At 71.2% G+C, this 22,390-nt stretch carries 20 protein-coding genes; 16 read left to right on the forward strand and 4 right to left on the reverse strand.

Going from position 1 to position 22,390, the window contains the following annotated elements; translation table 11 throughout:
* The first annotated feature begins 8 nt into the window (after positions 1 to 8).
* A complete protein-coding gene (locus tag EDF63_RS05590; protein ID WP_123311866.1) occupies positions 9 to 434 on the forward strand; it encodes a DUF805 domain-containing protein in 426 nt (141 codons plus the stop codon).
* Positions 435 to 473: 39 nt separating this feature from the next.
* On the opposite strand, the gene EDF63_RS05595 is transcribed toward EDF63_RS05590, so the two are convergent.
* Both EDF63_RS05595 and EDF63_RS05600 read right to left on the reverse strand, forming a co-directional pair.
* A complete protein-coding gene (locus EDF63_RS05595; protein ID WP_260232983.1) occupies positions 474 to 821 on the reverse strand; it encodes an MGMT family protein in 348 nt (115 codons plus the stop codon).
* A 14-nt stretch (positions 822 to 835) separates the two neighbouring features.
* The gene (locus EDF63_RS05600; RefSeq protein ID WP_123311868.1) at positions 836 to 1,291 is read right to left on the reverse strand and encodes a GNAT family N-acetyltransferase; all 456 of its coding nucleotides are present in this window, start codon (positions 1,289 to 1,291) and stop codon (positions 836 to 838) included.
* A gap of 85 nt (positions 1,292 to 1,376) precedes the next feature.
* On the opposite strand from EDF63_RS05600, the gene EDF63_RS05605 reads away from it, so the two are divergent.
* The 3 genes from EDF63_RS05605 to EDF63_RS05615 all read left to right on the forward strand — a co-directional run bounded on the left by EDF63_RS05605 (position 1,377) and on the right by EDF63_RS05615 (position 6,206).
* Positions 1,377 to 2,624, forward strand: a complete 1,248-nt coding sequence (locus EDF63_RS05605) for an ROK family transcriptional regulator (protein WP_123311870.1) — start codon at positions 1,377 to 1,379, stop codon at positions 2,622 to 2,624.
* A gap of 81 nt (positions 2,625 to 2,705) precedes the next feature.
* Positions 2,706 to 3,626: a hypothetical protein gene (locus EDF63_RS05610; protein WP_123311872.1), complete on the forward strand. Its 921-nt coding sequence runs from the start codon at positions 2,706 to 2,708 to the stop codon at positions 3,624 to 3,626.
* A gap of 165 nt (positions 3,627 to 3,791) precedes the next feature.
* On the forward strand, positions 3,792 to 6,206 hold the full coding sequence (locus tag EDF63_RS05615; protein ID WP_123311874.1) for a lamin tail domain-containing protein: 2,415 nt from the start codon (positions 3,792 to 3,794) through the stop codon (positions 6,204 to 6,206).
* Between the two features lie 93 nt (positions 6,207 to 6,299).
* On the opposite strand, the gene EDF63_RS05620 is transcribed toward EDF63_RS05615, so the two are convergent.
* Positions 6,300 to 6,809 (reverse strand): hypothetical protein, encoded by a 510-nt coding sequence (locus EDF63_RS05620; protein ID WP_123311876.1) that lies wholly within the window; start codon positions 6,807 to 6,809, stop codon positions 6,300 to 6,302.
* 171 nt (positions 6,810 to 6,980) lie between these two features.
* Between EDF63_RS05620 and EDF63_RS05625 the strand changes: the two genes are divergently transcribed.
* The 8 genes from EDF63_RS05625 to EDF63_RS05660 all read left to right on the forward strand — a co-directional run bounded on the left by EDF63_RS05625 (position 6,981) and on the right by EDF63_RS05660 (position 17,422).
* Entirely contained in the window at positions 6,981 to 7,823 is an 843-nt protein-coding gene (locus tag EDF63_RS05625; RefSeq protein ID WP_123311878.1) for a PhzF family phenazine biosynthesis protein, read from the forward strand.
* A gap of 202 nt (positions 7,824 to 8,025) precedes the next feature.
* Positions 8,026 to 9,384, forward strand: coding sequence for an extracellular solute-binding protein (locus EDF63_RS05630; RefSeq protein ID WP_123311880.1), 1,359 nt, complete (start codon positions 8,026 to 8,028; stop codon positions 9,382 to 9,384).
* 107 nt (positions 9,385 to 9,491) lie between these two features.
* Positions 9,492 to 10,442, forward strand: a complete 951-nt coding sequence (locus tag EDF63_RS05635; protein WP_123311882.1) for a carbohydrate ABC transporter permease — start codon at positions 9,492 to 9,494, stop codon at positions 10,440 to 10,442.
* Entirely contained in the window at positions 10,442 to 11,341 is a 900-nt protein-coding gene (locus tag EDF63_RS05640; protein WP_395871437.1) for a carbohydrate ABC transporter permease, read from the forward strand. Before EDF63_RS05635 ends, EDF63_RS05640 begins: the two co-directional genes overlap by 1 nt.
* Before the next feature lie 37 nt (positions 11,342 to 11,378).
* Positions 11,379 to 14,501, forward strand: coding sequence for a glycoside hydrolase family 38 C-terminal domain-containing protein (locus EDF63_RS05645; RefSeq protein ID WP_123311884.1), 3,123 nt, complete (start codon positions 11,379 to 11,381; stop codon positions 14,499 to 14,501).
* Positions 14,502 to 14,823: 322 nt separating this feature from the next.
* Positions 14,824 to 15,795 carry a hypothetical protein gene (locus EDF63_RS05650; protein ID WP_123311886.1) on the forward strand — a complete coding sequence of 324 codons (972 nt, stop codon included), beginning with the start codon at positions 14,824 to 14,826 and terminating at the stop codon, positions 15,793 to 15,795.
* Between the two features lie 33 nt (positions 15,796 to 15,828).
* A complete protein-coding gene (locus tag EDF63_RS05655; RefSeq protein ID WP_123311888.1) occupies positions 15,829 to 16,569 on the forward strand; it encodes a histidine phosphatase family protein in 741 nt (246 codons plus the stop codon).
* The gene (locus EDF63_RS05660; RefSeq protein WP_123311890.1) at positions 16,559 to 17,422 is read left to right on the forward strand and encodes an NAD(P)H-hydrate dehydratase; all 864 of its coding nucleotides are present in this window, start codon (positions 16,559 to 16,561) and stop codon (positions 17,420 to 17,422) included. The genes EDF63_RS05655 and EDF63_RS05660 overlap by 11 nt, the downstream gene beginning before the upstream one ends.
* A 126-nt stretch (positions 17,423 to 17,548) precedes the next feature.
* Here the strand turns inward: EDF63_RS05660 and EDF63_RS05665 are convergent, their stop codons facing one another.
* The gene (locus EDF63_RS05665; protein WP_123312228.1) at positions 17,549 to 17,986 is read right to left on the reverse strand and encodes a YdeI/OmpD-associated family protein; all 438 of its coding nucleotides are present in this window, start codon (positions 17,984 to 17,986) and stop codon (positions 17,549 to 17,551) included.
* A 198-nt stretch (positions 17,987 to 18,184) separates the two neighbouring features.
* Here EDF63_RS05665 and EDF63_RS05670 point away from each other — a divergent pair, with 198 nt between their 5' ends.
* The 4 genes from EDF63_RS05670 to EDF63_RS05685 are packed head-to-tail and all read left to right on the forward strand — an operon-like array spanning position 18,185 to position 22,267.
* On the forward strand, positions 18,185 to 19,327 hold the full coding sequence (locus EDF63_RS05670) for an ABC transporter substrate-binding protein (protein WP_123311892.1): 1,143 nt from the start codon (positions 18,185 to 18,187) through the stop codon (positions 19,325 to 19,327).
* Between the two features lie 5 nt (positions 19,328 to 19,332).
* The gene (locus EDF63_RS05675) at positions 19,333 to 20,313 is read left to right on the forward strand and encodes an ABC transporter permease subunit (RefSeq protein WP_123312229.1); all 981 of its coding nucleotides are present in this window, start codon (positions 19,333 to 19,335) and stop codon (positions 20,311 to 20,313) included.
* Positions 20,310 to 21,200: an ABC transporter permease gene (locus EDF63_RS05680; RefSeq protein WP_123311895.1), complete on the forward strand. Its 891-nt coding sequence runs from the start codon at positions 20,310 to 20,312 to the stop codon at positions 21,198 to 21,200. Before EDF63_RS05675 ends, EDF63_RS05680 begins: the two co-directional genes overlap by 4 nt.
* A complete protein-coding gene (locus tag EDF63_RS05685; RefSeq protein ID WP_123311897.1) occupies positions 21,197 to 22,267 on the forward strand; it encodes an ABC transporter ATP-binding protein in 1,071 nt (356 codons plus the stop codon). Before EDF63_RS05680 ends, EDF63_RS05685 begins: the two co-directional genes overlap by 4 nt.
* The last annotated feature ends 123 nt before the right edge of the window (positions 22,268 to 22,390 follow it).

Genomic DNA, 22,390 nt, shown 5'->3' on the forward strand with positions numbered 1-22,390 from the left:
CTTGCTCCATGAGCAACGACAGCGTGCAGCCCGGCGGCGTCGCCCTCCGCGACCCCTTCTACGGCGCACCCTTCACCGAGGCCGTCCGGCGGTTCTGGCGGAAGTACACCGTGTTCACCGGTCGGGCCTCGCGCGCCGAGTTCTGGTGGTGGTGGCTGACGTCGCTCGCGATCGGCCTCGTGCTGCAGCTCGTCCCGCAGGCGTTCACGCCGGACACCGCGCTGTTCGAGAACCCCGTCGGGTCCTACCTCTTCGTGCTCTGGGGCCTCGCGACCCTGATCGGCTCGCTCGCCCTCGGTGCCCGACGGCTGCACGACGCCGGCCTGTCCGGCTTCTGGCAGTTCCTGCACGTCGTGCCGGGCATCGGTTCGCTCGTCGTGTACCTGCTGTGCCTGATCCCGACCAGCCCGAAGGGCGAGCGCTTCGAGCGCTGACCGCTGCCGGGCTGTCGGCCGACCTGCGCGGGCCGGCCGTCAGAACGGGTCGTCCGCGTCCGTGGACGGCGACCAGCGCGCGCGACGCATGTCGAGCCTCCAGGCCGCCGTCCCCTGCACGAGCGGCGTGCCCTCGGCGCGGTAGTGCTGGAGCGCACGGACCTCGTGGTGCAGCGGCGGGTGCCCACCCGCGCGCACCACGCGCCACCACGGCAGGTCCGCGCCCTCGTGGGCCATCACCTTGCCGACCGCACGGGACGCGCGGGAACCGAGCGCCGCGGCGACGTCGCCGTACGTCATGACGTGACCCGGCGGGATCATCCGGACGACCTCGGCGACCGCTGCCCCGAAGTCGGGCTCCGGCGTGGGGATGTCCACGTCGACCACGTCGTTGGTGGGTACTACAGCGTCAGGACCGCGAAGTGGTCGCCGTACTGGGTCTCGCGGACGACCTCGAAGCCCACGGCGCGGAAGAACGCCTCGGGGCTGTCGTCGCCACCGGGCTCGTAGACGACCGTCAGGCGTTCCTGCCCACGGCTGCGGGCCTCGTCCGCAAGGCCGTGCACGGCGAAGCGGCCGACGCCGCGACCCTGCGCGGAGCCGGCGACGTTGACCCGCCAGATGGCGCTGCGCAGTTCTTCCTGCGCATTGTCGGCGTCGAACGAACCGATGATGAGGCCCAGGACCTCGTCGCCGTCGAGGACCACCCGGGTCCACGCGGAGCTCGGCTTGACGTCGGACTCGGCGACCCCGTAGGTGGTCGGCTGCACGAACTGTTCCTGACCCGGCTTGAGCGTCAGGGAGTTCGCCGCGGCAGCGGTCTTCGCGGAGAGTGGTTCGAGACGCAGGTCGGCCATGCCGCCAGGGTAACGGTGCGACCCGTGCGGGGGCCAGCGCGGACCGGAGACCGAGACCGCACCGTTGCCGCGGTATGGTCGCGGAATGGCAGAACATCGGCGTGGAGCGAACCTCCCGTCGATCGGCGGGTTCAACCGCACGGTCGTGCTCGATGCCGTCCGACGCTCACCGGACGGCCTGAGCCGCGTCGAACTCGCCTCGCGCACCGGCCTCAGCGCGCAGACCGTGTCGAACGTCACCCGGTTCCTGATCGAGGCCGGCATGATCGTCGAGTCCGGCACCGTCGTCGCCGGTCGGGGCAAGCCGCGCACGATCCTGCGGCTCGAACCGGGCAGCCGCTACGCCGTCGGCGTGCACGTCGACCCGGCCGTGGTCACCTACGTGCTGCTCGACCTCGCCGGCACGGTCGTCGCGGCGTCCACGACCTCGACCCCGACCGCCGACGACCCGTCCGAGGTCGTCCGCACCATCGGCTCCGCCGTCGACGGCCTGATCGCCGACGCGGGCGTGGACGTCGACGGGGTGCTCGGCGTCGGGATCGCCAGCCCCGGCCCCATCGACGTCGACGCCGGCATCGTGGTCGACCCGCCGTTCCTGCCCCGGTGGCGGGACGTGCCACTGCGCGACGCGCTCGCTGAGGCCACGGGCCACCCGGTGCTGCTCGAGAAGGACGTCACGGCCGCAGCGGTCGGCGAGATGTTCCTGGCGGGGGAGTCCTCGGCCCGGAACTTCGCGTTCGTGTACTTCGGCACCGGCTTCGGCGTCGGGCTCGTCGTCGACCACGAACCCGTGCGCGGGGTCGGGTCGAACGCCGGGGACGCCGGGCACATCATGGTCGACCAGCGGTCGCTCGCCGGCACCCCGGACGGGTCCGGCACCCGGGGCGAGGTCGGCGCCGCCGTGGCGCCGGACCGGCTGGTGCGGATCGCGCGGGAGCGGGGTGTGGCGTTGACCGCCGGGTCCCAGGGATCGCTCGACGCGGTGGACCGGGCCTGGGACGAACTCGCCGAGGCCATCGACGCCGGGGACGAGGCCGCCGTCGCGCTCGCCGCCGAGGCCGGCACCGTGATGGGCGACGCCGCGGTCGTCATCGTGAACCTGCTCGACATCGACCGGGTCGTCTTCGGCGGACCGTTCTGGTCGCGCATCGCGAGTGCGGCGTTGCCGGCCGCCCGTGCCGCGATCGTCGGGTCGCCGTTGCTCGTCCCGAAGCACCCCGTCGACGTGGTCGAGAGCGACCGCGGTGCCGACGTCGCCGCGGTGGGTGCCGCGTGCCTGGTGCTCGACGCAGCGTTGTCCCCGCGGGCGAGCGGGCTGCTCATCCGTCGCTGACCACGGTCGAGGACCGCCGCCACCTCCCGCTACGCTGCGAACGACGTGTCCGCCAGGTGCGCGGCGAACGACGGGGGACAGATGACGGACAACGGGACCGACGGCACGATCGACCGACGCTGGGCGAAGGTCCGACCGCTCGTCTTCCGCACGATCATCGGCGCCGTCGTCGCGGCTGGGCTCGTCGGGATCGTGGCCGTGCTGCTCGGCGACTTCGGACGGGTCGCGGTGCAGCTGCTCCTGACGATCGTCGTGGTCGTCGTCTTCGCGCTGCTGTCCTGGTACGACGCCGACGTGTCGTCGCGCCGATCGGGCACCTTCGCGTTCGCCAGCATCGTGACCTCGATGTACCTGCTCGTCGCCGGGCTGTACAAGGTCTGGCTCGCCCCGACGACCCCGTCCGGTGGGGACGACCTCTGGCTCGTCGCCGAGCGGTTCTGGCACTGGATCTGGCTCGTCGGCGTCGCCCGGGTGGCGCTCCTGCACGTGCACCTGCTGCTCGTCATCCACCGCCGGTACCCGACGCCCGCGCTCCAGGTCGTCGCCAAGGCCACCGTCGGCGTCATCGCGCTGCTCGCGCTCCTGCTGTCGATCCCGCTGCTCGCACCCGACGTGGACTACGCGCGGGGGTACTGGCGACTCGTGTGGGTGGTGGTCATCCTCGACCTGCTCGGAACGGTCGTCGTGCCGCTCAGCAACGCGCTGTTCCGCCCGCGGGGCGCCGCCTCGGCGCCGGCGGTCGGTTCGTGGCCGACGCCGGAAGCGCAGCCGGCAGCGCCCCCGATCGCGCCCGCGGCGCCCATCGCGACGTGGGGTGCCACCCCGGTGCCGGACGCCCCGACGGCTGCCACGGCTGTCGGTCCGGTCGGCGGGGACCGGTACCGGTACGAGCCGCGTCCGGCGTCGTCGCGTGCCCTGGCGTGGCCGCGGTACGTCGACGGCACGCCGCTGCCGGCGCTGCCCGACGGGTCGCCGGACTTCTCCGGGGTCGCGCAGGGCTGAGAGTCGCGCGCTGAGGGGTCGCGGGCGCTGAGCGGTCGCGGGCACTGAGGGGTCGCGGCGCTGGGCCGCCGCGCGACACCTGTCGTTCACCGTCCGGCCACCGGTCGGACGCGCAGGTGCTGAACAGTCGTGCAGGTCTCCCCTCCCCTCCCGAGAAGGACCTGCATGCGCACTCCTGCCCTGCGCCCCCACTCCCTGCGGCTCGGTGCCGCGGTCGCCACCGCGCTGGCCGTCGGTGCCGGCATCGTCACGGCCAGCCCGGCCCTCGCCGCCGTCGGTGACGACGACCCGAGCGTCGGAGCGGCCGCCGCGAACGGCCTCGTCGTCAACGAGGTCGAGTCGAACGGCGACGACACCGACTGGGTCGAGCTGCAGAACACGTCGACGGCGTCGATCGACCTGACCGGCTACGCGTTCCTCGACGACGACAGCACCCACGACGCCTACGTCCTGCCCGCCGGCTCGACGATCGCCCCCGGCGGGTACTTCGTCATCGACCAGCTCTCGGCCACCGCACCCGGGTTCGACTTCGGGCTCGGCGGCGCCGACACCGCGCGGGTGTACGACCCCGCCGGCGACCTGGTGCTCCGGTACTCGTGGACGAGCCACGCGGTCGTCACGTACGGCCGGTGCGCCGACGGGACCGATGCGCTCGTCGACACCACCACGTCGACGAAGGGCACCGCCAACGACTGCTCCTCGCCCGTGCGCATCAACGAGGTCGAGTCGCAGGACTGCACCCCCGGCGACTGGGTGGAGCTGACCAACGTCGGCAGCGCCACGGTCGACCTGGGTGGGTACGTCCTGCGGGACAGCGAGGACGACCACGCGTACACGATCCCCGCCGGTACGACCGTCGCGGCCGGTGGCTTCACCGTCCTCGACGAGGCGGACTTCGGCTTCGGACTCGGCAAGGCCGACTCCGCCCGGGTCGTCGATCCGCGGGGTGCGCTGGTCGACTCGTACTCGTGGACGGCCCACGCTGCCGCCACGTACGGCCGCAACCCGGACGGCACCGGCGACTTCGCCGACACCGCCGAGCCGACGAAGGGCACCGCGAACCGGTTCGCCGGCGTCGTCACCGCCGAGCCCTGGCCCGGCGGCCCGGACGAGACCGTGCTCGACGACGAGGACACCTTTTCCGGCGACCTGAGCGGCATCGACTGGACGACCTCGAAGAGCTCGCGGGACGGCCAGCTCTGGGCCGTGCAGAACGGCGACGGCCTGCTCTACCACCTGACCTCGGACGGCCAGGGCGGCTGGGCACCGTCGAACGCTGCGGGCACGGACCTGCGGTACGCCGACGGCACGGGGACCCCGGACGCCGAGGGCGTCACCGTCACGAGCGACGACCCGGGCGCCGTGTACGTGTCGACGGAGCGGGACAACGAAGTGTCGAAGACCAGCCGTCCGTCGGTCCTGCGCTACGCCACGATCGACGGGTCCGAGTCGACCCTGCGCGCCACCGACGAGTGGAATCTCGCCGCGGACTTCCCCGGGCTCGGCGCGAACGCCGGGCTCGAGGGCGTCACCTGGATCCCGGACACCTGGCTCACCGCGCACGGCTTCGCCGACGAGCACACCGGCGCGGCCTACGCACCGTCGAGCTACGCCGGACACGGCGAGGGGCTCTTCTTCGTCGGCGTCGAGGGCACCGCGAGCGTGTACGCGTACGCCCTGATGGCGGACGGCTCGTTCCAGCGCGTGGCCACCATCGGGACGCCGTTCGCCGTCGTCGCCGACGTGCAGTTCGACCCGACCCTCGACGCGCTCTGGGTGGTGTGCGACGACGCCTGCGCCGGACGCACCGTGCTGTACGAGCTGACCGACGGTGCCTTCACCGCCGCGAAGGTCTTCGAGGCACCGTCGAACGCCGACCGGACCCTCGCCAACGAGGGCTTCGCGGTCTCCGGCGTCTGCACCGACGGGGAGCGCGCAACGTTCTACGCCGACGACAACGACACGGACGGGTTCTCGCTCCGCACGGGGACGTACCCGTGCGAGGGTGGTGGCACCGACCCGGGCACGGAGCCCACGCCGACCCCGACCCCGACCCCGACCCCGGGCGACGGCGGCACGGCGCCGACGCCGGTTCCGACCCCGGGTGGGACGCCCACCGCGGGCCCGACCCCCGGACCCCCGGCTGCCCCGGTTGCTCCGGTGGCGCCGTCGGAGTCGCTGCTGACGGAGGCGAACCGTGGCGGAGTGTTGGCTCCGGCGTCGGCTCGTGCGGGGGAGACGATCACGGTGACGGTCGGCACTGCGTCGGCCGGTGACGTCGTGGACGTCTGGCTGTTCTCGACCCCGACCCTGATCAGGACCGCCGTGGTCGCGTCCGACGGGACGGTACGGGTGACGATCCCGGCGGACACGATGGCCGGTGCGCACCGGTTGGCGGTGACCGCTGCGGACGGGAGTCTGATCGGGTGGACCCCGCTCACCATCACCACGGATGGGCAGCTCGCGTTCACGGGTGCTGCGGGCCTCGGTGCCGGTGCGCTGGTGGCGTTCCTGTTGCTCGCGGCGGGCGCGGGTGTGCTGGTCGTGCGTCGCCGACGTGCGGCTGTGGCTGCGGAGTAGTCCCCAGTCCCCGCGGGCGCACTTCGTGAGCAGGAATGGTCGGGTTCGCACAGCGGACCCGACCATTCCTGCTCACCATGTGCGGTGGGTGCGTCAGCCGTCGGTGCGCAGCGTGTTCGAGTCGTCCTGACCCGGGATGGCGTCCTTCGTGGTCCAGCCGTACCAGCGGCCGTCGATCTCGGTGACCGCGCGGCCGTCGCCGCAGGTGACGAGGCCCTTCGTCGGGAGCTCCTCGGGCAGGAAGTCGGCGGTCATCGCGGTGCCGCCGTACGACTCGTCGAGCGGCGTGCACGCGTCCGTGTCGACGCCCTCCTTCGAGGCGAACCCGATGACGTACCCGGGTGCCGAGGCGTTGAGGCGGACGTCGATGTCCTTCGCGTCCTCGGGCACCCACTCCGGCATGAAGAACGCCATGTCGTCCGACTCGCCGGAGCGCGGCGCGTCGGAGTACGTGGCGAAGTGCTTCTGCGGGGTCTTGTTCGGGACGATGTCCTCGAGCACGCTGCACCCCGCGGTCAGCAGGAGCGCGGAGAGCGCGGCGGTCGAAGCAAGGGCGATGCGAAGGGTCCGGCGGGCGGTGGTGGGGCGCGTGTCGATGCTCATGGACCCAGTCTCGTGACGGATCACCTGCTGAAACATCACGTGCACACCCGGAGTCGTGCGGGGGTTACCCCCACCTGTCGAGTCACCCGAACCTCGGGCCACCCGAACGTCGGGCCACCCATCGCCGATCGGCCCGCGCGGACGGCCCCGGCCCCGCAGTAGCGTCAGGGCATGCAGCAGGAGATCCTCCGGTACACCGCCTTCGCCGCCGAGCCCGGAGGTGGCAACCCCGCTGGGTTGGTCCTCGACGCGGCGGCGCTGTCCGACGACGAGATGCTCGCGATCGCCCGCGAGGTCGGCTACCCCGAGACCGCGTTCGTCGTCGGCACCACGGCGACGGGCCCTCGCGTCCGCTACTTCTCGCCGGGTGCCGAGGTGCCGTTCTGCGGGCACGCGACGGTGGCGCTCGCGGTGGCGCTCGCCGAACGCGCCGGGCTCGGCCGCCGGGTGTTCACGACGGCAGCCGGCGAGGTCGCCCTCGACGCCACCACCGGTCCGGACGGCGCGGTGCAGGTCGCGATGACGAGCGTCGAACCGGCGACGCGGGACATCGACCCGGCCCTGCTGGCACGGCTGTTCGACCTACTCGGGCTCGAGGCCGCGGACATCGTTTCGGGCTTCCCGGTGCTCGAGTCCTTCGCCGGCAACTGGCACCCGGTGCTCGTGCTGCACGACCGGGAGCTCTTCCACCAGTTCCGCTTCGCACCCGGGCCCCTCGCCGACCTGCAGCGCGAGGCCGGGTGGGAAGGGACGGTCACGGTGCTGCACCGGGCCGGGGAGCGTGAGTACGAGGCGCGGAACCTGTTCCCGGTCGGCCGCATCACCGAGGACCCGGCGACGGCCTCGGCGGCGGCCTCGACCGGGGCGTACCTGCGCGAGGTCGGTGCCGTCGAGCCGGGGGACCGCGTCACGATCCGGCAGGGTCGCCACGTCGGCCGCCCGAGCCTGCTGCTCGTCGACGTCCCCGCGTCCGGCGGGATCACCGTGACGGGGAGCGCGACACCGATCTCCTGACGGAGGTTCCTTCCCAGAACGCACGCGATGGGAAGCGGAATCGGGCGTACCTGGTCGAAACTTCCGACCAGGTACGCCCGATTCGGCAAGGTACGCCCGAACCAGTGCGAGAAACTCCTTGACACGGATAAGTCCATACGCTGGACTAATCCTGCGCGCGGGCGATGGAGCCCGCGGACGTCACCCGTGCAAAGGAGCACCGATGAAACGCACCCGCATCATCGCCGGACTCGCAGCCGTGGCCGTCGCCGCGGTCGGCCTGGCAGGCTGCTCAGCCTCGGGGTCCGCCTCGAGCGACACGATCAAGATCGCGTACCAGAAGTTCGGCGCCTTCCAGCAGCTCGACGCCCAGATGAAGGTCGTCAAGAAGGAGTACGAGAAGGACAACCCGGGCAAGAAGGTCACGCTCGTCCCGATCCAGGCCCAGGGCAACGACTACTACACGAAGCTCGCGCTCATGAACAAGGCGCCCGCGACGGCTCCCGACGTCATGTACGAGGACACCTTCCTCGTCAAGGCCGACGCCGAGGCCGGCTACCTCCTGCCGCTCGACAAGTACACGGCGAAGTGGAAGGACTGGGACCAGTTCTTCGACAACGCCAAGCAGGCCGGGCAGGGTGACGACGGCAAGATCTACGGCGTCCCGATGGGCACCGACACCCGTGCGCTCTGGTACAACAAGGACATCTTCAAGTCCGTCGGACTGACCGTGCCGTGGGAGCCGAAGACCTGGGACGACGTGCTCGCCGCGGCGAAGACGATCAAGGACAAGAAGCCCGACCTGATCCCGTTCAACATCTACTCGGGCAAGGCGCAGGGCGAAGCGTCGACCATGCAGGGCTTCGAGATGCTCCTCTACGGGGCGGACGGCTCCGGCAACACCCTCTACAAGGACAAGAAGTGGGTCACGGGCTCGGAGCAGTTCGTCGACTCGCTGCAGTTCGTGAAGGACGTCTACCAGGGCGGCCTCGGCCCGACACCGCAGCAGGCGCTCGACACGAACGTCGGCACGACCATCGCCCAGACGTGGCTGCCGAAGGGCAAGCTCGCGATCGACCTCGACGGTTCGTGGCAGTCCGGCACGTGGCTGAAGTCCGGCACCGCGCCGTGGGCCGAGTGGAACGACGTGATGGGTCAGGCGCCGATGCCGACGCAGAACGGTCAGGACCCGGGCTACAACTCGATGTCCGGTGGTTGGACCCTGGCGGTCGGCGCGAAGTCGAAGAACCCGCAGGCAGCGTTCGACTTCATCACGAGCTTCCTCGACAAGGACGGCTCGCTGAAGTACGACACCGAGAACAGCCAGATCGCCGTCCGCAAGGACGTCGCGGACGACACCGCCTACACCGACGCCAACCCGACGTTCAAGTTCTTCTCCGGACTGGTGGAGAACACGAACTTCCGCCCGGCGACGAGTGACTACTCGCAGGTGTCCAACGCGATCCAGGTCGCGATGGAAGCGGTCATGACCGGGCAGCAGACGCCGAAGCAGGCGGCTGCCGCCTACGACAAGGCCGTCACGCAGGTGGTCGGCAAGGAGAACACCGTCTCCGCTGGTTGACGGACGTCACCCACTGACGGACTGGAGGCGCGGGGCGGTCCCGCACCGCGCCTCCCGTCCGTCCTTCCCCACCTTCGGAACCCCTCCGCACCCGGAAGGCACCCATCGTGTCCAGCACCCCCCTCGCCCCGACGCTGTCGGCGCCCGGTGCGCCGAAACGCACCGATCCACCTGTGCCGCGCAAGCGGCGACCGCTGCGGAACGTCGGCCGAGCGGTCCCGCTCCTGCCCGCCCTCGTCCTGCTCGTCATCTTCCTGCTCGGCCCCGTCATCTCGTCGTTCTACGGGTCGTTCACGAACTCCGCACTCACCGGCGCCGGCGCTGCCGACCAGCAGTTCGTCGGCTTCCAGAACTACGTCGAACTCTTCCAGGACCCGGACTTCCCGAAGTCCGTCGTCCTGACCATCGTGTTCCTGCTCGCCTCGGCAGTGGTGGGCCAGAACGTGCTCGGGCTCGGCCTCGCGCTCCTGATGCGGTCCGCCAACAAGGCCGTCCGGGCGATCGTCGGCACCTTCGTCGTCGCCGCCTGGGTGCTGCCCGAGATCGTCGCCTCGTTCGCCGCGTACGCCTTCTTCAACGACGAGGGCACGCTCAACAGCTTCCTGGCGTCGATCGGCATCAGCGGTCCGAACTGGCTCTACACATTCCCGATGTTCGCCGTGATCCTGGCGAACATCTGGCGCGGGACCGCCTTCTCGATGCTCGTCTACTCGGCCGCCGTGCAGGAGGTCCCCGAGGAGATCACCGAATCGGCGGAGGTCGACGGCGCGACCGGATGGCAGCGTCTCGTGTACATCACGCTCCCGGTGATCCGGCGGAGCATCTCGACGAACCTCATGCTGACGACGCTGCAGACGTTGTCGGTGTTCACCCTCATCTTCGTGATGACCGGTGGCGGACCGGGCACGAACTCGTCGACCCTGCCGATCCTGGCGTACCAGGAGGCGTTCAAGTTCTCGCAGCTCGGCTTCGGGACCGCGATCGCGACCATCCTGCTCGTGGTGGGGGCGGTCTTCTCGATCATCTACATCCGCGCGCTCAAGCCGGAGGTGGACTGATGGCCATCACTGCCCCGTCCCTCGACCCGACCTCGACCCGTGCGGTGACCGCTCCCGGTTCGCTGCACATGACGTCACCGCGCGGCCGCACGATGCGGTGGGTGGCGAACGTCGTGCTGCTCGTCATCGCGGTGTGCTTCGCGGTCCCGCTGCTCTGGCTCGTCCTCGCCTCGGTCGACACCCAGGCGTCGCTGTCGGTGAAGCTGCCGACGCAGTTCACGCTCGACAACTTCGCGAAGGTGCTCACGCCCGAGCTGTCGTTCATCCCGCTCGCGAACAGCCTGCTGCTCTCCGGCGGGACTGCGGTCGTCACCGTGGTCTTCGCACTGCTCGCCGCGTACCCGCTGTCCCGCTACAAGATGCGGGTCAACAAGCCGTTCCTGTACAGCATCCTGTTCGGGACCGGCCTGCCGATCACCGCGATGATGGTGCCCGTCTACGCGCTGTTCGTGTCGCTCAACCTGATCGACAACGTGTGGGGCTGCATCTTCTTCCTCGCCGCGACCAGCCTGCCGATGGCGATCTGGATGGCGAAGAACTTCATGGACTCGGTGCCGATCTCGCTCGAAGAAGCAGCGTGGACCGACGGGGCGTCGATGATGACCACCCTGACGCGGATCGTCATCCCGCTCATGCGTCCGGGCATCGCGGTGGTGTTCATCTTCGTGTTCATCCAGGCGTGGGGGAACTTCTTCGTCCCGTTCGTCCTGCTGCTCTCGCCCGAGAAGGTGCCCGCCGCGGTGAGCATCTTCAACTTCTTCGGACAGAACGGGGCGGTCGCGTACGGACAGCTCGCCGCGTTCTCCATCGTCTACTCCGTGCCCGTCATCGCCCTCTACGTGATCGTGTCCCGAGGCCTCGGCGGCGGCAACGCCCTCGCCGGCGGCATCAAGGGCTGATCTGCTGGCCCCGGCCGGCTCACTCGAAAGGAACCACATGCACAAGGACGAACCGCTCGTCGAGGCCCGGATCGCCCGCCTCGTCCGCGACCATGTCGACCCCGCCGTCCACCGCCGCTCGGCGCCGGTCACGATCGAGGCGTGGGAGGTGCCGGGTGAGCCGGTGCCGTTCGACTCCGCCGTCCAGCAGGCGTACGAACCGTTCACCGTGGGCAGCGCCTGGGGTGGCCGGCCGTGGGGGACCACCTGGTTCCGGATCACCGGCACCGTGCCGGCGGACTTCGGTACCGCGCCCGGGACCACCGCGGAGCTGCTCGTGGACCTGGGGTTCACGAAGCGGCACCCGGGGTTCCAGGCCGAGGGACTGGCGTACCGCACCGACGGCTCCACGATCAAGGGCGTCGAGCCGCGGAACGACACCGTGCCCGTCGAGGTCGGGCCTGGGGAGTCCTTCGAGCTCTACGTCGAGGCCGGTGCGAACCCGGACATCGGCGGTGACTCGTTCCAGGGTGCGACGCCGCTCGGGTCGCGCTCCACCGCGGGCGACGAGCCGATCTACCGCGTGCGTTCCCTCGAGCTCGTCGAGCGTGACGACACCGTGTGGGAGCTGCAGCAGGACCTCTGGGTCCTGCGCGGCCTGATGGCGGAACTCCCCACCGACGGGACCCGCGGCGCGGACGTCCTGCACGCACTCGAACTCGCAGCGGATGCCCTCGACCCCGACGACGTCGCCGGCACCGCCGCCGACGCCCGCGAGGTCCTCGCACCCGTGCTGGCCGTCCCCGCGAGCGCTGCCGCACACCGGGCGATCGCCGTCGGCCACGCGCACATCGACTCCGCCTGGCTCTGGCCGGTGCGCGAGACGATCCGCAAGTGCGCCCGCACCTTCTCGAACGTGCTCGACCTGATGGACCGCGACCCCGACTTCACGTTCGCCTGCTCGTCCGCGCAGCAGTACGCGTGGATCCGCGACGGCTACCCGTCGATCTGGGCCCGGATCAAGCAGCGCGTCGCCGAGGGCCGGTGGATCCCCGTCGGTGGCATGTGGGTCGAGTCCGACACCAACCTGCCCGGTGGCGAAGCACTGGCACGACAGTTCGTCGCCGGCAAGCGGTTCTTCCTCGAGGAGTTCGGCATCGACACCCCCGAGGCCTGGCTCCCCGACTCGTTCGGCTACTCGGGGGCGCTCCCGCAGATCGTCCGAGCGGCCGGCTCGAAGTGGTTCGTCACCCAGAAGCCGTCGTGGAACGAGACGAACGTCATACCGCACACGTCCTTCCACTGGGAGGGCATCGACGGCTCGCGCATCCTGACGCACCTGCCGCCGGCCGACACCTACAACTCCGACGTCTCCGCCGCCGACCTGCACCGCGGTGAGCGGAACAACAAGGAGCGCGGCGTCGCGAACACCTCGATGCTGCTCTACGGCTTCGGCGACGGCGGCGGTGGCCCCACCCGTGAGATGGTCGCCGCAGCCCGACGCCAGCACGACCTGGACGGCTCGCCCCGCGTGCAGCTCGGCACCCCCGCCCAGGTGTTCGAGGAGCTCGAACGGGTGCTGCCGACCCCCGGTGTGTGGTCCGGTGAGATGTACCTCGAGTTCCACCGCGGCACCTACACGTCGCAGATCCGCACGAAGCAGGGCAACCGCCGCTCCGAGCACCTGCTGCGCGAGGCCGAGCTCTGGGCGTCGACCGCAGCCGTGCGCCTCGGGCTCGACTACCCCTACGAGGAACTCGAGCGCGCCTGGCACACCGTCCTGCTGCAGCAGTTCCACGACATCCTGCCCGGGTCCTCGATCGCCTGGGTCTACGAGAACGCCGAGGAGAACTACGCGCAGATCGCCCAGGTGCTCGAGGGGCTGATCGGCAACGCGACGACCGCGCTCGCGAACGGGGGCGCTGCGGCGCTCGCCGGGGTCGGTGCGTCGTCGTCGACGGCTGCGGGCGGCAGCGGCAGCAGCGGGTTGCTCGATGCGCCGTCCGGATCCGACGCCGTCGGTGGGAGCGGCTCGTCCGGGAACGTCGTGCGCTTCAACGCCTCGCCGGTCGCGGCAGGGGACGCAACCGCCCTGGGCGGTTCGCTCGGCTCGGCGCCGCGACCCGTGCCTCCCGTCCGCTCCGGCGACCACTTCGTCTTCGACACGGGCGTCGTCACGGCGACCGTCGACGCAGCCGGCCACGTCGTGTCGCTCGTCGACCGCGCCAGCGGCCGCGACGCGATCGCACCGGGCGCGGCCGCAGCCGAGTACACCGTGTTCCGCGACACCCCGAACCAGTGGGAGGCGTGGGACATCGACCGCGCGTACCAGCGCAACGGCACCGTGCTGACGGCCTCCTCGGTCGCGATCGACGGCTCCTCGCTCGTGGTGGAACGGTCGTTCGGGTCGTCGACGCTCACGACCCGGTACTCCGCCGTCGAGGGCGAGCCCGAGCTCACCATCGAGACCGAGGTCGACTGGCACGAGCACCAGAAGCTGCTGAAGCTCGCGTTCCCGGTGGACGTCCGTGCGTCGTCCGCCTCGAGCGAGATCCAGTTCGGCCACATCGACCGGCCGACCCACCAGAACACCTCGTGGGACCACGCCCGCTTCGAGACCTCGGCGCACCGCTGGGTGCACGTCGCCGAGCCCGGGTTCGGCGTCGCGGTGGCGAACGACTCCACCTACGGGCACGACATCACACGCTCCACGCGGCCGGACGGCGGGACCACGACGCTCGTGCGCGAGTCACTGCTGCGCGGGCCGACGTTCCCGGACCCGAACGCCGACCAGGGGCACCACGTGTTCCGGACCGTGCTGCGGGTGGGGGCGTCGGTGCTCGACGCCGCCGACTCCGGGTACCGGCTCAACCTGCCGGTCCGCACGGTGGAGGGGACGACCACGGTCGACCCGCTCGTCTCGGTGTCGTCGCCGCATGTGTTCGTCGAGGCCGTGAAGCTCGCCGAGGACCGCTCCGGTGACGTGATCGTGCGCCTGTACGAGGCCTCGGGCGGTCGGGCGACCGACGTCGGGGTGTCGTTCGGGTTCGACGTCGCGTCCGTGACGGCCGTCGACCTGCTCGAACGCCCCGTCGACGCATCGTCGTGGCGGGCCGGGGAGCCCGTCGTGCTGACCCTCCGTCCGTTCGAGATCGTGACGGTGCGGGTGCGTCGGGCCTGAGGCAGCGGGCCCCTCGGTCCCCCTCGGGGGGAGAGACCGCGGCGCCGGACGGGACACGGGTGCGTTCCGTCCGGCGCCGTGTCGCGTGCGGGTGGGTGGGTGGGCTGGTGGGTGGGTGGCTGGCCTGGTCGTTTCGGGCGTAGGTGGTCGTTTCGGGCGTACCTGGTCGGAAGTTCCGACCAAGTACGCCCGATTCCGCTTGGGATCGCGTCCGCGCTGGGAAGGAACGTTCTCCCTCCACAGGCGGGCAGGCCTGGAGGCCCGTCCACAGACCTCGACGTCGGCCGCCTGGGCGCGTGGCCGGTCGGGCATCGTCTCCTCCATGAACGAACCGCTGCCCATCCTCCGGGCCTCGCCCACGCGTGAGGCCGGCCTCGACGCCACCACCCTGCGCCGCCGGACCCGGCTCCACGGTCCGGGCAGACTCGTCCGGGCAGGGCCGAACGCGTTCGTGGACGGGGCGGCGTGGGATGCGGCCGGGCCACGGCAGCGGTACGTGACCCGTGTGCACGCGCGGCTCGGTCGGCTCGGCACCCGCGCGACGGCGTCGCACGACTCCGCGGCCGCGGTGCACGGGCTGCCGGCGCTCGGCGGGTGGAGCGTCCCGGTACACGCCACGGTGCCGGAGTCGATGTACCGGGGCAGGACCGCCGAGCTGGTCCTGCACACGCGACCGGTGTCCGGCGCCGAACGGGTACGGGTCGGCGACCTCGCGGTGACGGCGGTCCCACGGACGGTGGTCGACATCGCGATGGCCGGCGACCTGCGGACCGGGGTCGTCGTGGCAGACGCCGCGCTGCGCAGTGGGATCGGCGCGGACGACCTGTGGCGAGCGGTGCACCCGAGTGCTCGCGGGCGTGCCCGGGCCGCCCAGGTGCTCGACCTGGCCGACGGGCGTTCGGGTTCCCCGGCGGAGTCACTCGCGCGCGTGGTCTTCCGCGAGCTCGGGCTGCCCGCTCCCGTGCTGCAGCAGGAGTTCGTCGTCGACGGTCGCCGGTCCGCCGTCGACTTCTGGTTCCCGGCCGAAGGCGTCGTCGTCGAGATCGACGGACGCGCGAAGTACACGCAGGAGCGCTACCTCGGCGGCCGAAGCCAGACCGAGGTGTTCTTGGACGAGAAACGTCGTCATGCCAGGCTGCTCACGGTGCCGGGTGTCCGGACGATCATCCGGCTCGAGTGGCGTGACCTGTTCGACCTCGATGCGTTGGCACTGCGACTCCGCGCCGCCGGGCTGCCGTGCGCGATCCGCCCGGTCCGGAGCGCTCGGTCCACCGCGGTCGGTGGGCGTCGGTGAGCCGGCTCAGCGCGGCCTGGTTAGCGTGGCGGCATGGCAGTGCAGGAGATCTGGCTCGTCCGCCACGGTGAATCGCTCGCGAACGTCGCCGCTGCCCGGGCCGAGGCCGCGGGCGACGACGTCATCGACGTCGAGTACCGCGACGCCGACGTCCCGCTCAGCCCGCTCGGTGAGGCCCAGTCGCGGTCGCTCGGACAGGAACTCGCCGACCGCGGCATCGACGACGTGCCCGTGGCGCTGTGGGTCTCCCCGTACCTGCGCGCGCAGCAGACCATCGAGATCGCGCTCGGGGCCGGCGGGCTGGCCGAACCGGAGAAGCGGGTGGACGAGCGGCTCCGCGACCGCGAACTCGGAGTCCTCGACCTGCTCACCCTGCAGGGTGTCCGGAACCGACAGCCCGACGAGGAACGTCGCCGGCAGTGGCTCGGCAAGTACTACCACCGGCCTGCGGGCGGCGAGTCCTGGGCCGACGTGATGCTCCGGCTCCGGTCGGCACTGAGCGACGTCGAACGGATCGAGGGCACCGAGCGGCTCGTCATCGCGGCGCACGATGCCGTCGTGATGCTGATCGTGGCGGTGTGCCTGGACCTCGACGAGCCGACGCTCATGGAGTTCGCCCGGACGCACGCGGTCGCGAACGCCTCCCTCACCCGGCTCCGCCGCGACCGTGCGGGTGCACCGTGGGTGCTCGAGGAGTTCTCCGCCGTCGGCCACCTCGACGACGACGAAGTCACCGCGCACACCGGACGGAAGGACGACGAGCATGCCCGCTGAACCCATCACCCCGAACTTCCTCCGTGACTGGCCACTCCCCGAGGCCGGTGCCGGCAAGTACGGGCGCGGGCAGGTGCTCGTCGTCGGCGGCGCCGCGCGGACACCGGGAGCCGCGATGCTCTCGGCGCTCGCCGCACTGCGGGTGGGAGCGGGGCGACTCACCCTCGCAGTGGGACGGAGCATCGCGAACGAGGTCGCCGTCGCCGTGCCCGAGTCCGGTGTCGAGCCGCTCGACGAGGACGCGGACGGTCACGTCGCCGTCGGCGCGATCGAGGGGATCGCGGACTCGGCCGCGAGCGCGGACGCGGTGTTGGTCGGCCCGGGACTCGACGATCCCGACGGCACCCGTGACCTCGTGGCCGGACTCGCCGGCGTCGTCGGACCGCAGACCACGATCGTGCTCGATGCCTTCGCCCTCGGGGTGGCGGCCGACGTCCGGGAGCTGCTGGAACCGCTCCGTGGTCGGCTGGTGATGACGCCCAACTCCGGCGAAGCCGAACGGCTCCTCGGTCGGGAGGGCAGCGACGACGACGTGGCCGACGCGATGGCGATCGCGCAACGGTTCGGGGCGGTCGTTGCCCTCGGTGACGCCATCGCGACTCCTCGGGGGCGTTCCTGGATCAAGGGCACGGGCTCCGGTGGGCTCGGGACCAGCGGGAGCGGCGACGTCCTGTCGGGTGCGGTGACGGGCCTGTTGGCTCGTGGCGCGGAACCGGCGCAGGCGGTGGCATGGGCGTCCTACGTGCACGCTGCCGCGGGGGACCGTCTCGCGGTGCAGGTCGGGCCGCTCGGCTACCTGGCGAGCGAACTCGTGACCGAGATCCCGCGGGTGCTCGTCGAGCTCGGCGCCTGAGCGCACCCGTTCGTTCCCAGAACGCGCGCGATACCTCACACTTTCGGGCGTACCTGCCAAGAACTTCCGACCAGGTACGCCCGATTCGACCAGGCACGCCCCGCGCCGCGCCCCGCCCGCCCCACCTCAGCCCTGCAGCGCCTCCACGGCCTTCGCGATGCGCCGCGCTCGGGTCTCCGGCGCCTTCGCCTGCGACACCGGGTCGGCGAGCGCTCGCTGTCGCGAGTTCGACAGGGTGTCGAACTCCGCACGCACGCCGGCGTCCTGCAGCGCCGCCGCCAGGTCGTCGGGCAGGTCGATCGTCCGGGGCTGCGTGTCGACGACGAGCGTGACCTCGACGGTGTCGCCGGCAGCGATCCCGGCGGACTCGCGGTGTGCTGCGGACAGCGGCACCAGGAACTGCTCGTCCATGACCCCGACGGTGGACCGGTAGGTGTAGCCACCGTTGATCGTGACGACCACGGGCGGGCGCTTCCCCGAGCCGAGCGCATCGATCACGGACGACGGGACCGGGAGCCCGGTGGCCGTCTTCCTCGCCAGCATGACCGTCGTCGTGAACTGCATCCGTGCCTCCAGGCCGATGTGGGCGCGACCGTGCACCCGTGGTGGGAAATCAGCAGAACCGTACAGGCGTACCCGCTGTTCCGCCACCGTTCACCGCGGCAGCACGGGACGGAAACCGGCCGCCTCCACGATCGTCCCGGGCCGACAACCCCGGCTCCACCCGAAGGACCCGCAGCACCCACCCGAAAGGCACCTCCCGTGCAGCACAAGCGCACCATCGCCGGCATCGCCCTCGCCGCCGCAGCGATCGTCACCCTCGCCGGATGCTCGGCCACGAGCTCGGCCAGCACGACGAAGGACGACACGAACTGGAAGACCGCCACGAGCGCCGAGGCATCCGGCGGCATGGACGCCCTCGTCAAGGCCGCGAAGGCCGAGGGGCAGCTCAACGTCATCGCGCTGCCGCCGTCGTGGGCCAACTACGGCAAGATCATCGACGGCTTCACGAAGAAGTACGACATCACGGTCAACTCCGCGAACCCGAACGGCTCGAGCGCCGACGAGGTCGCCGCCGTGAAGTCGCAGAAGGGCCAGTCCACCGCGCCCGACGTGCTCGACCTCGGCAACGCCGTGCTGCAGGAGAACCTCGGCCTGCTCACCGACTACAAGGTCGCGAACTGGGGCGACATCCCCACCGACCTGAAGGACGAGGACGGTGCCTGGACCCGCGACTACACCGGCCTGATGTCGATCGGGTACGACTCGTCGAAGATCTCCGACGCCCCGAAGGACCTGAACGACCTGCTCGGCTCCGAGTACAAGGGCAAGGTCTCGATCGCGGGCGACCCGACGCAGGCGAACCAGGCCGCGTCGGCGGTGTACCTTGCTGCGCTCGAGAACGGCGGCTCGGCCGACGACATCACGAAGGGCGTCGACTACTTCGGTGACCTCAAGAAGGCCGGGAACTTCCAGAACGTGCTGCCGACGCAGGCCACGGTCGCCTCGGGTGAGACGCCTGTCGTCATCCAGTGGTCGTACAACAACCTCGCGTGGGGCCCCGCAGCGGGTGCGAGCGGCAACAAGAACTGGAAGACCGTCGTGCCCGAGGGCCAAGCGCTCGGCTCGTACTACTCGCAAGCCATCAACAAGGATGCCCCGCACCCCGCCGCAGCGCGCCTGTGGCAGGAGTACATCGCCAGCCCCGAGGCGCAGAACCTGTACCTGCAGGCCGGCGCGTTCCCCGCGACCCTCGCCGCCATGGAGCAGTCCGGCAAGGTCGACCAGGACGCCCTCGACGCAGCCGGTGGCGCGCCGAAGGACTACGTCGAGCTGACCGACGCGCAGGTGGCGGACGCCGCGAAGGTGCTGTCGGCCAAGTGGTCCGCCACGATGGGTTCCTGACCAGCATGACCACCGCATCGGCGGGCGCGCCCGCGCCATCGGCGAGCGCACCGGCGACGAGCGTGACGAGCCCCGTGCTCCCGACGTCCGCACGAGCGTCCGCCGATGCCGTCCGACGCGGCGCCGGACCCCGCGTCCGGCGCCGCGTCGGCCTGGCCTGGCTCGGTCTCACCCCGTTCGCCGCGTACGTCCTGCTCTTCCTCGCCGTCCCCGCGGTGATTGCGGTCGGCAGCGGGTTCTTCACCGACGACGGCGCGTTCACCCTCACGAACCTCGCCGCGTTCGCCGATCCGTCGGTCCTGCGGGCCTTCGGCGGCTCGTTCGGCCTGTCGGCCGTGTCCGCGGTGATCGGCGCCGTCATCGGAGCGCTCGTCTGCTGGGCGCTGTCGGCACTGCGGCCCGATGGGCTCGTCCGGTCGATGATCGACTCGGCCGCGAGCGTCCTCGCTCAGTTCGGCGGCGTCATGCTCGCCTTCGCCTTCATCGCCACGATCGGCGCGCAGGGCCTCGTCACCACGTGGCTCGTCGCCGCCTTCCACGTCGACCTCAACGCGGACGGCGCCTTCCTGTACACGGTCCCCGGACTCGTGATCCCCTACGTCTACTTCCAGGTTCCGCTGATGGTCCTCACGTTCATGCCCGCACTGGAGGGCGTCAAGACCCAGTGGGGTGAAGCCGCCGCCACCCTCGGCGCCTCGCGCGCCACGTACTGGCGCCGGATCGCCCTGCCCGTGCTCGCGCCGGCGTTCTGGGGTTCGTTGCTCCTGCTCTTCGCGAACGGGTTCTCGTCCTTCGCGACCGCCGCCGCGCTCATCTCGCAGGGCGGCATCGTGCCGCTCACGATCCGCACGCAGCTCACCAGCGAGACGCTCATCGGCCTGCAGAACGTCGCCGGGGTGCTCGCGTTCGGGATGGTCGTGGTGATGGCGGTCGTGATGGGTGCGTACGCACTGCTGCAGCGCCGGGCAGCCAGGTGGCAGCGATGAGCGGGGCGGCCCCGGTGCGTCCGGTGAGGCCGGGAGGCGCGGCTCGCGTCCGCCGCTTCGGCGCGGCCCCGTCGCGGGTCACCGCCACGGCCGTGCTGACGGTCGTCGGGATCGCCTTCGCGGTCCCGCTGGCCGCGCTGGTGCAGTTCACCTTCCGGCAGGGGACCGACGGCGGCCTGACGCTCGCGCACTGGACAGCCGTCACCGACCCGGTCAACGCGTTCACCTACCAGCCGGTGTTCGACGGGCTCCGGGCGTCGCTGCTCATCGCGGTGATCGCCGTCGGCATCGTGCTGTTCGTCCTGCTGCCCGCCCAGATCATCACGGCGCTGCGCTACCCGAGGCTCCGCCGCGTCCTCGAGTTCGTCTGCATCGTGCCGATCACCGTCCCCGTCGTGGTGCTCGTCGTCGGCTTCATCCCCGTCTACCAGGTGGTCTCGCGGGTCTTCGGGTCCGGCGCCTGGACGCTGGCCTTCGCGATCGGCATCATCACGCTGCCGTTCGCGTTCCGCCCGATCGCCGCCGCCATCACCGCGACGGACATGACGGTGCTGTCCGAGGCCGCTCGGTCGCTCGGGGCGTCGTGGTGGACGGTCACGTGGCGGGTGCTCCTGCCGAACCTCCGCCGAGGCATCACCGCCGCGTGCTTCCTCACCATCACGGTGGTCCTCGGGGAGTACACGCTCGCGGCGTTCCTGTCCCGCACCACCTTCCAGACCGCGCTCGTCCTCGTGCAGCAGACCGACCCGTACGTCGCCGCGATCTTCTCGGTCGCCGCGCTCGTGTTCGGGTTCGTCCTGCTCGTCCTGATCGGCCGCATCGGTTCGGGCCGTCGTGTCCGTCGTGTCCGCGCCGTCCGCAGCACCCCCGTCAAGGAGTCCGCATGACCGTCACCGCACCGGCAGCCCCGGCGTCCCTCGCCACCACCGGCGCCGTCGTCGAGCTCGAGGCCGTCGAGAAGCACTACGGCACGCACCGCGCCCTGGCCGGGCTGTCGCTCCGCGTCGAACCGGGGGAGCTCGTGTCCCTGCTCGGACCGTCCGGGTGCGGCAAGACGACGGCGCTCCGAGCACTCGCAGGCCTCGAGGCCATCGACTCCGGCGCCATCCGCATCGACGGTCATGACGTCGCCGCCACGCCGGTGAACAAGCGGGACATCGGCATGGTGTTCCAGCAGTACTCGCTGTTCCCGCACATGACGGTGCGGCAGAACGTGGCGTTCGGCCTCGAGATGCGCCGCGTCCCCGCCGCCGAGCGCAGGAGCCGCGTGGTCGAGGCGCTCGACATGGTGCACCTGGGTGTGTTCGCCGAGCGCTACCCGCACCAGCTGTCCGGCGGCCAGCAGCAGCGCGTCGCCCTCGCACGGGCCCTGGTCACGCGGCCCCGGGTCCTCCTGCTCGACGAGCCGCTGTCCGCCCTCGACGCGAAGGTCCGGGTCTCGCTCCGCGACGAGATCCGCCGGATCCAGAGCGACCTCGGCATCACCACCGTGTTCGTCACCCACGACCAAGAGGAAGCGCTCGCCGTCTCCGACCGCATCGCCGTGATGAACGCCGGTGACATCGAACAGGTCGGCACGCCCGAGGAGCTCTACCGCTCCCCGTCGTCGGCGTTCACGGCGGACTTCGTCGGCCAGTCGAACCGGCTGCAGGGCGACCTGCGCGGCGGCGACGTGTTCGTGTACGGGTTCCGCGTGCCGGCACTCGATGCCTCGGTCCCGGACGGGCCGGTGCTCGCCTACGTCCGACCGGAGGACGTCGCCTTCGCCCCGGAGGGGATCACCGGCACCGTCGTCTCGTCGAGCTTCCTCGGGTCGATCCGCCGCACCACCGTCCGCCTCGACGGCGACACCGTCGTGACCGTGCAGCACGAGGTCGGCGACCGTCGCGCCGCGGGCGAGCCCGTCGCCGTCCGGCTGCTCGGCGCACCCGTGGCGGTCGCCCCGCTCGCGTAGTCGCGAAAGCGACAGTCCTCGCCGGGCCAGGCGCGTCCCCTCCGCGAAAGCGACAGTTCCCCGCGGAACGTCGGCGGCACACTGTCGCTTTCGCGGGGTGGGCGCGACCACGGGCGGACGGGA

Origin of the sequence: Curtobacterium sp. JUb34 (assembly GCF_003755065.1) — a bacterium.
GTDB lineage: Bacteria > Actinomycetota > Actinomycetes > Actinomycetales > Microbacteriaceae > Curtobacterium.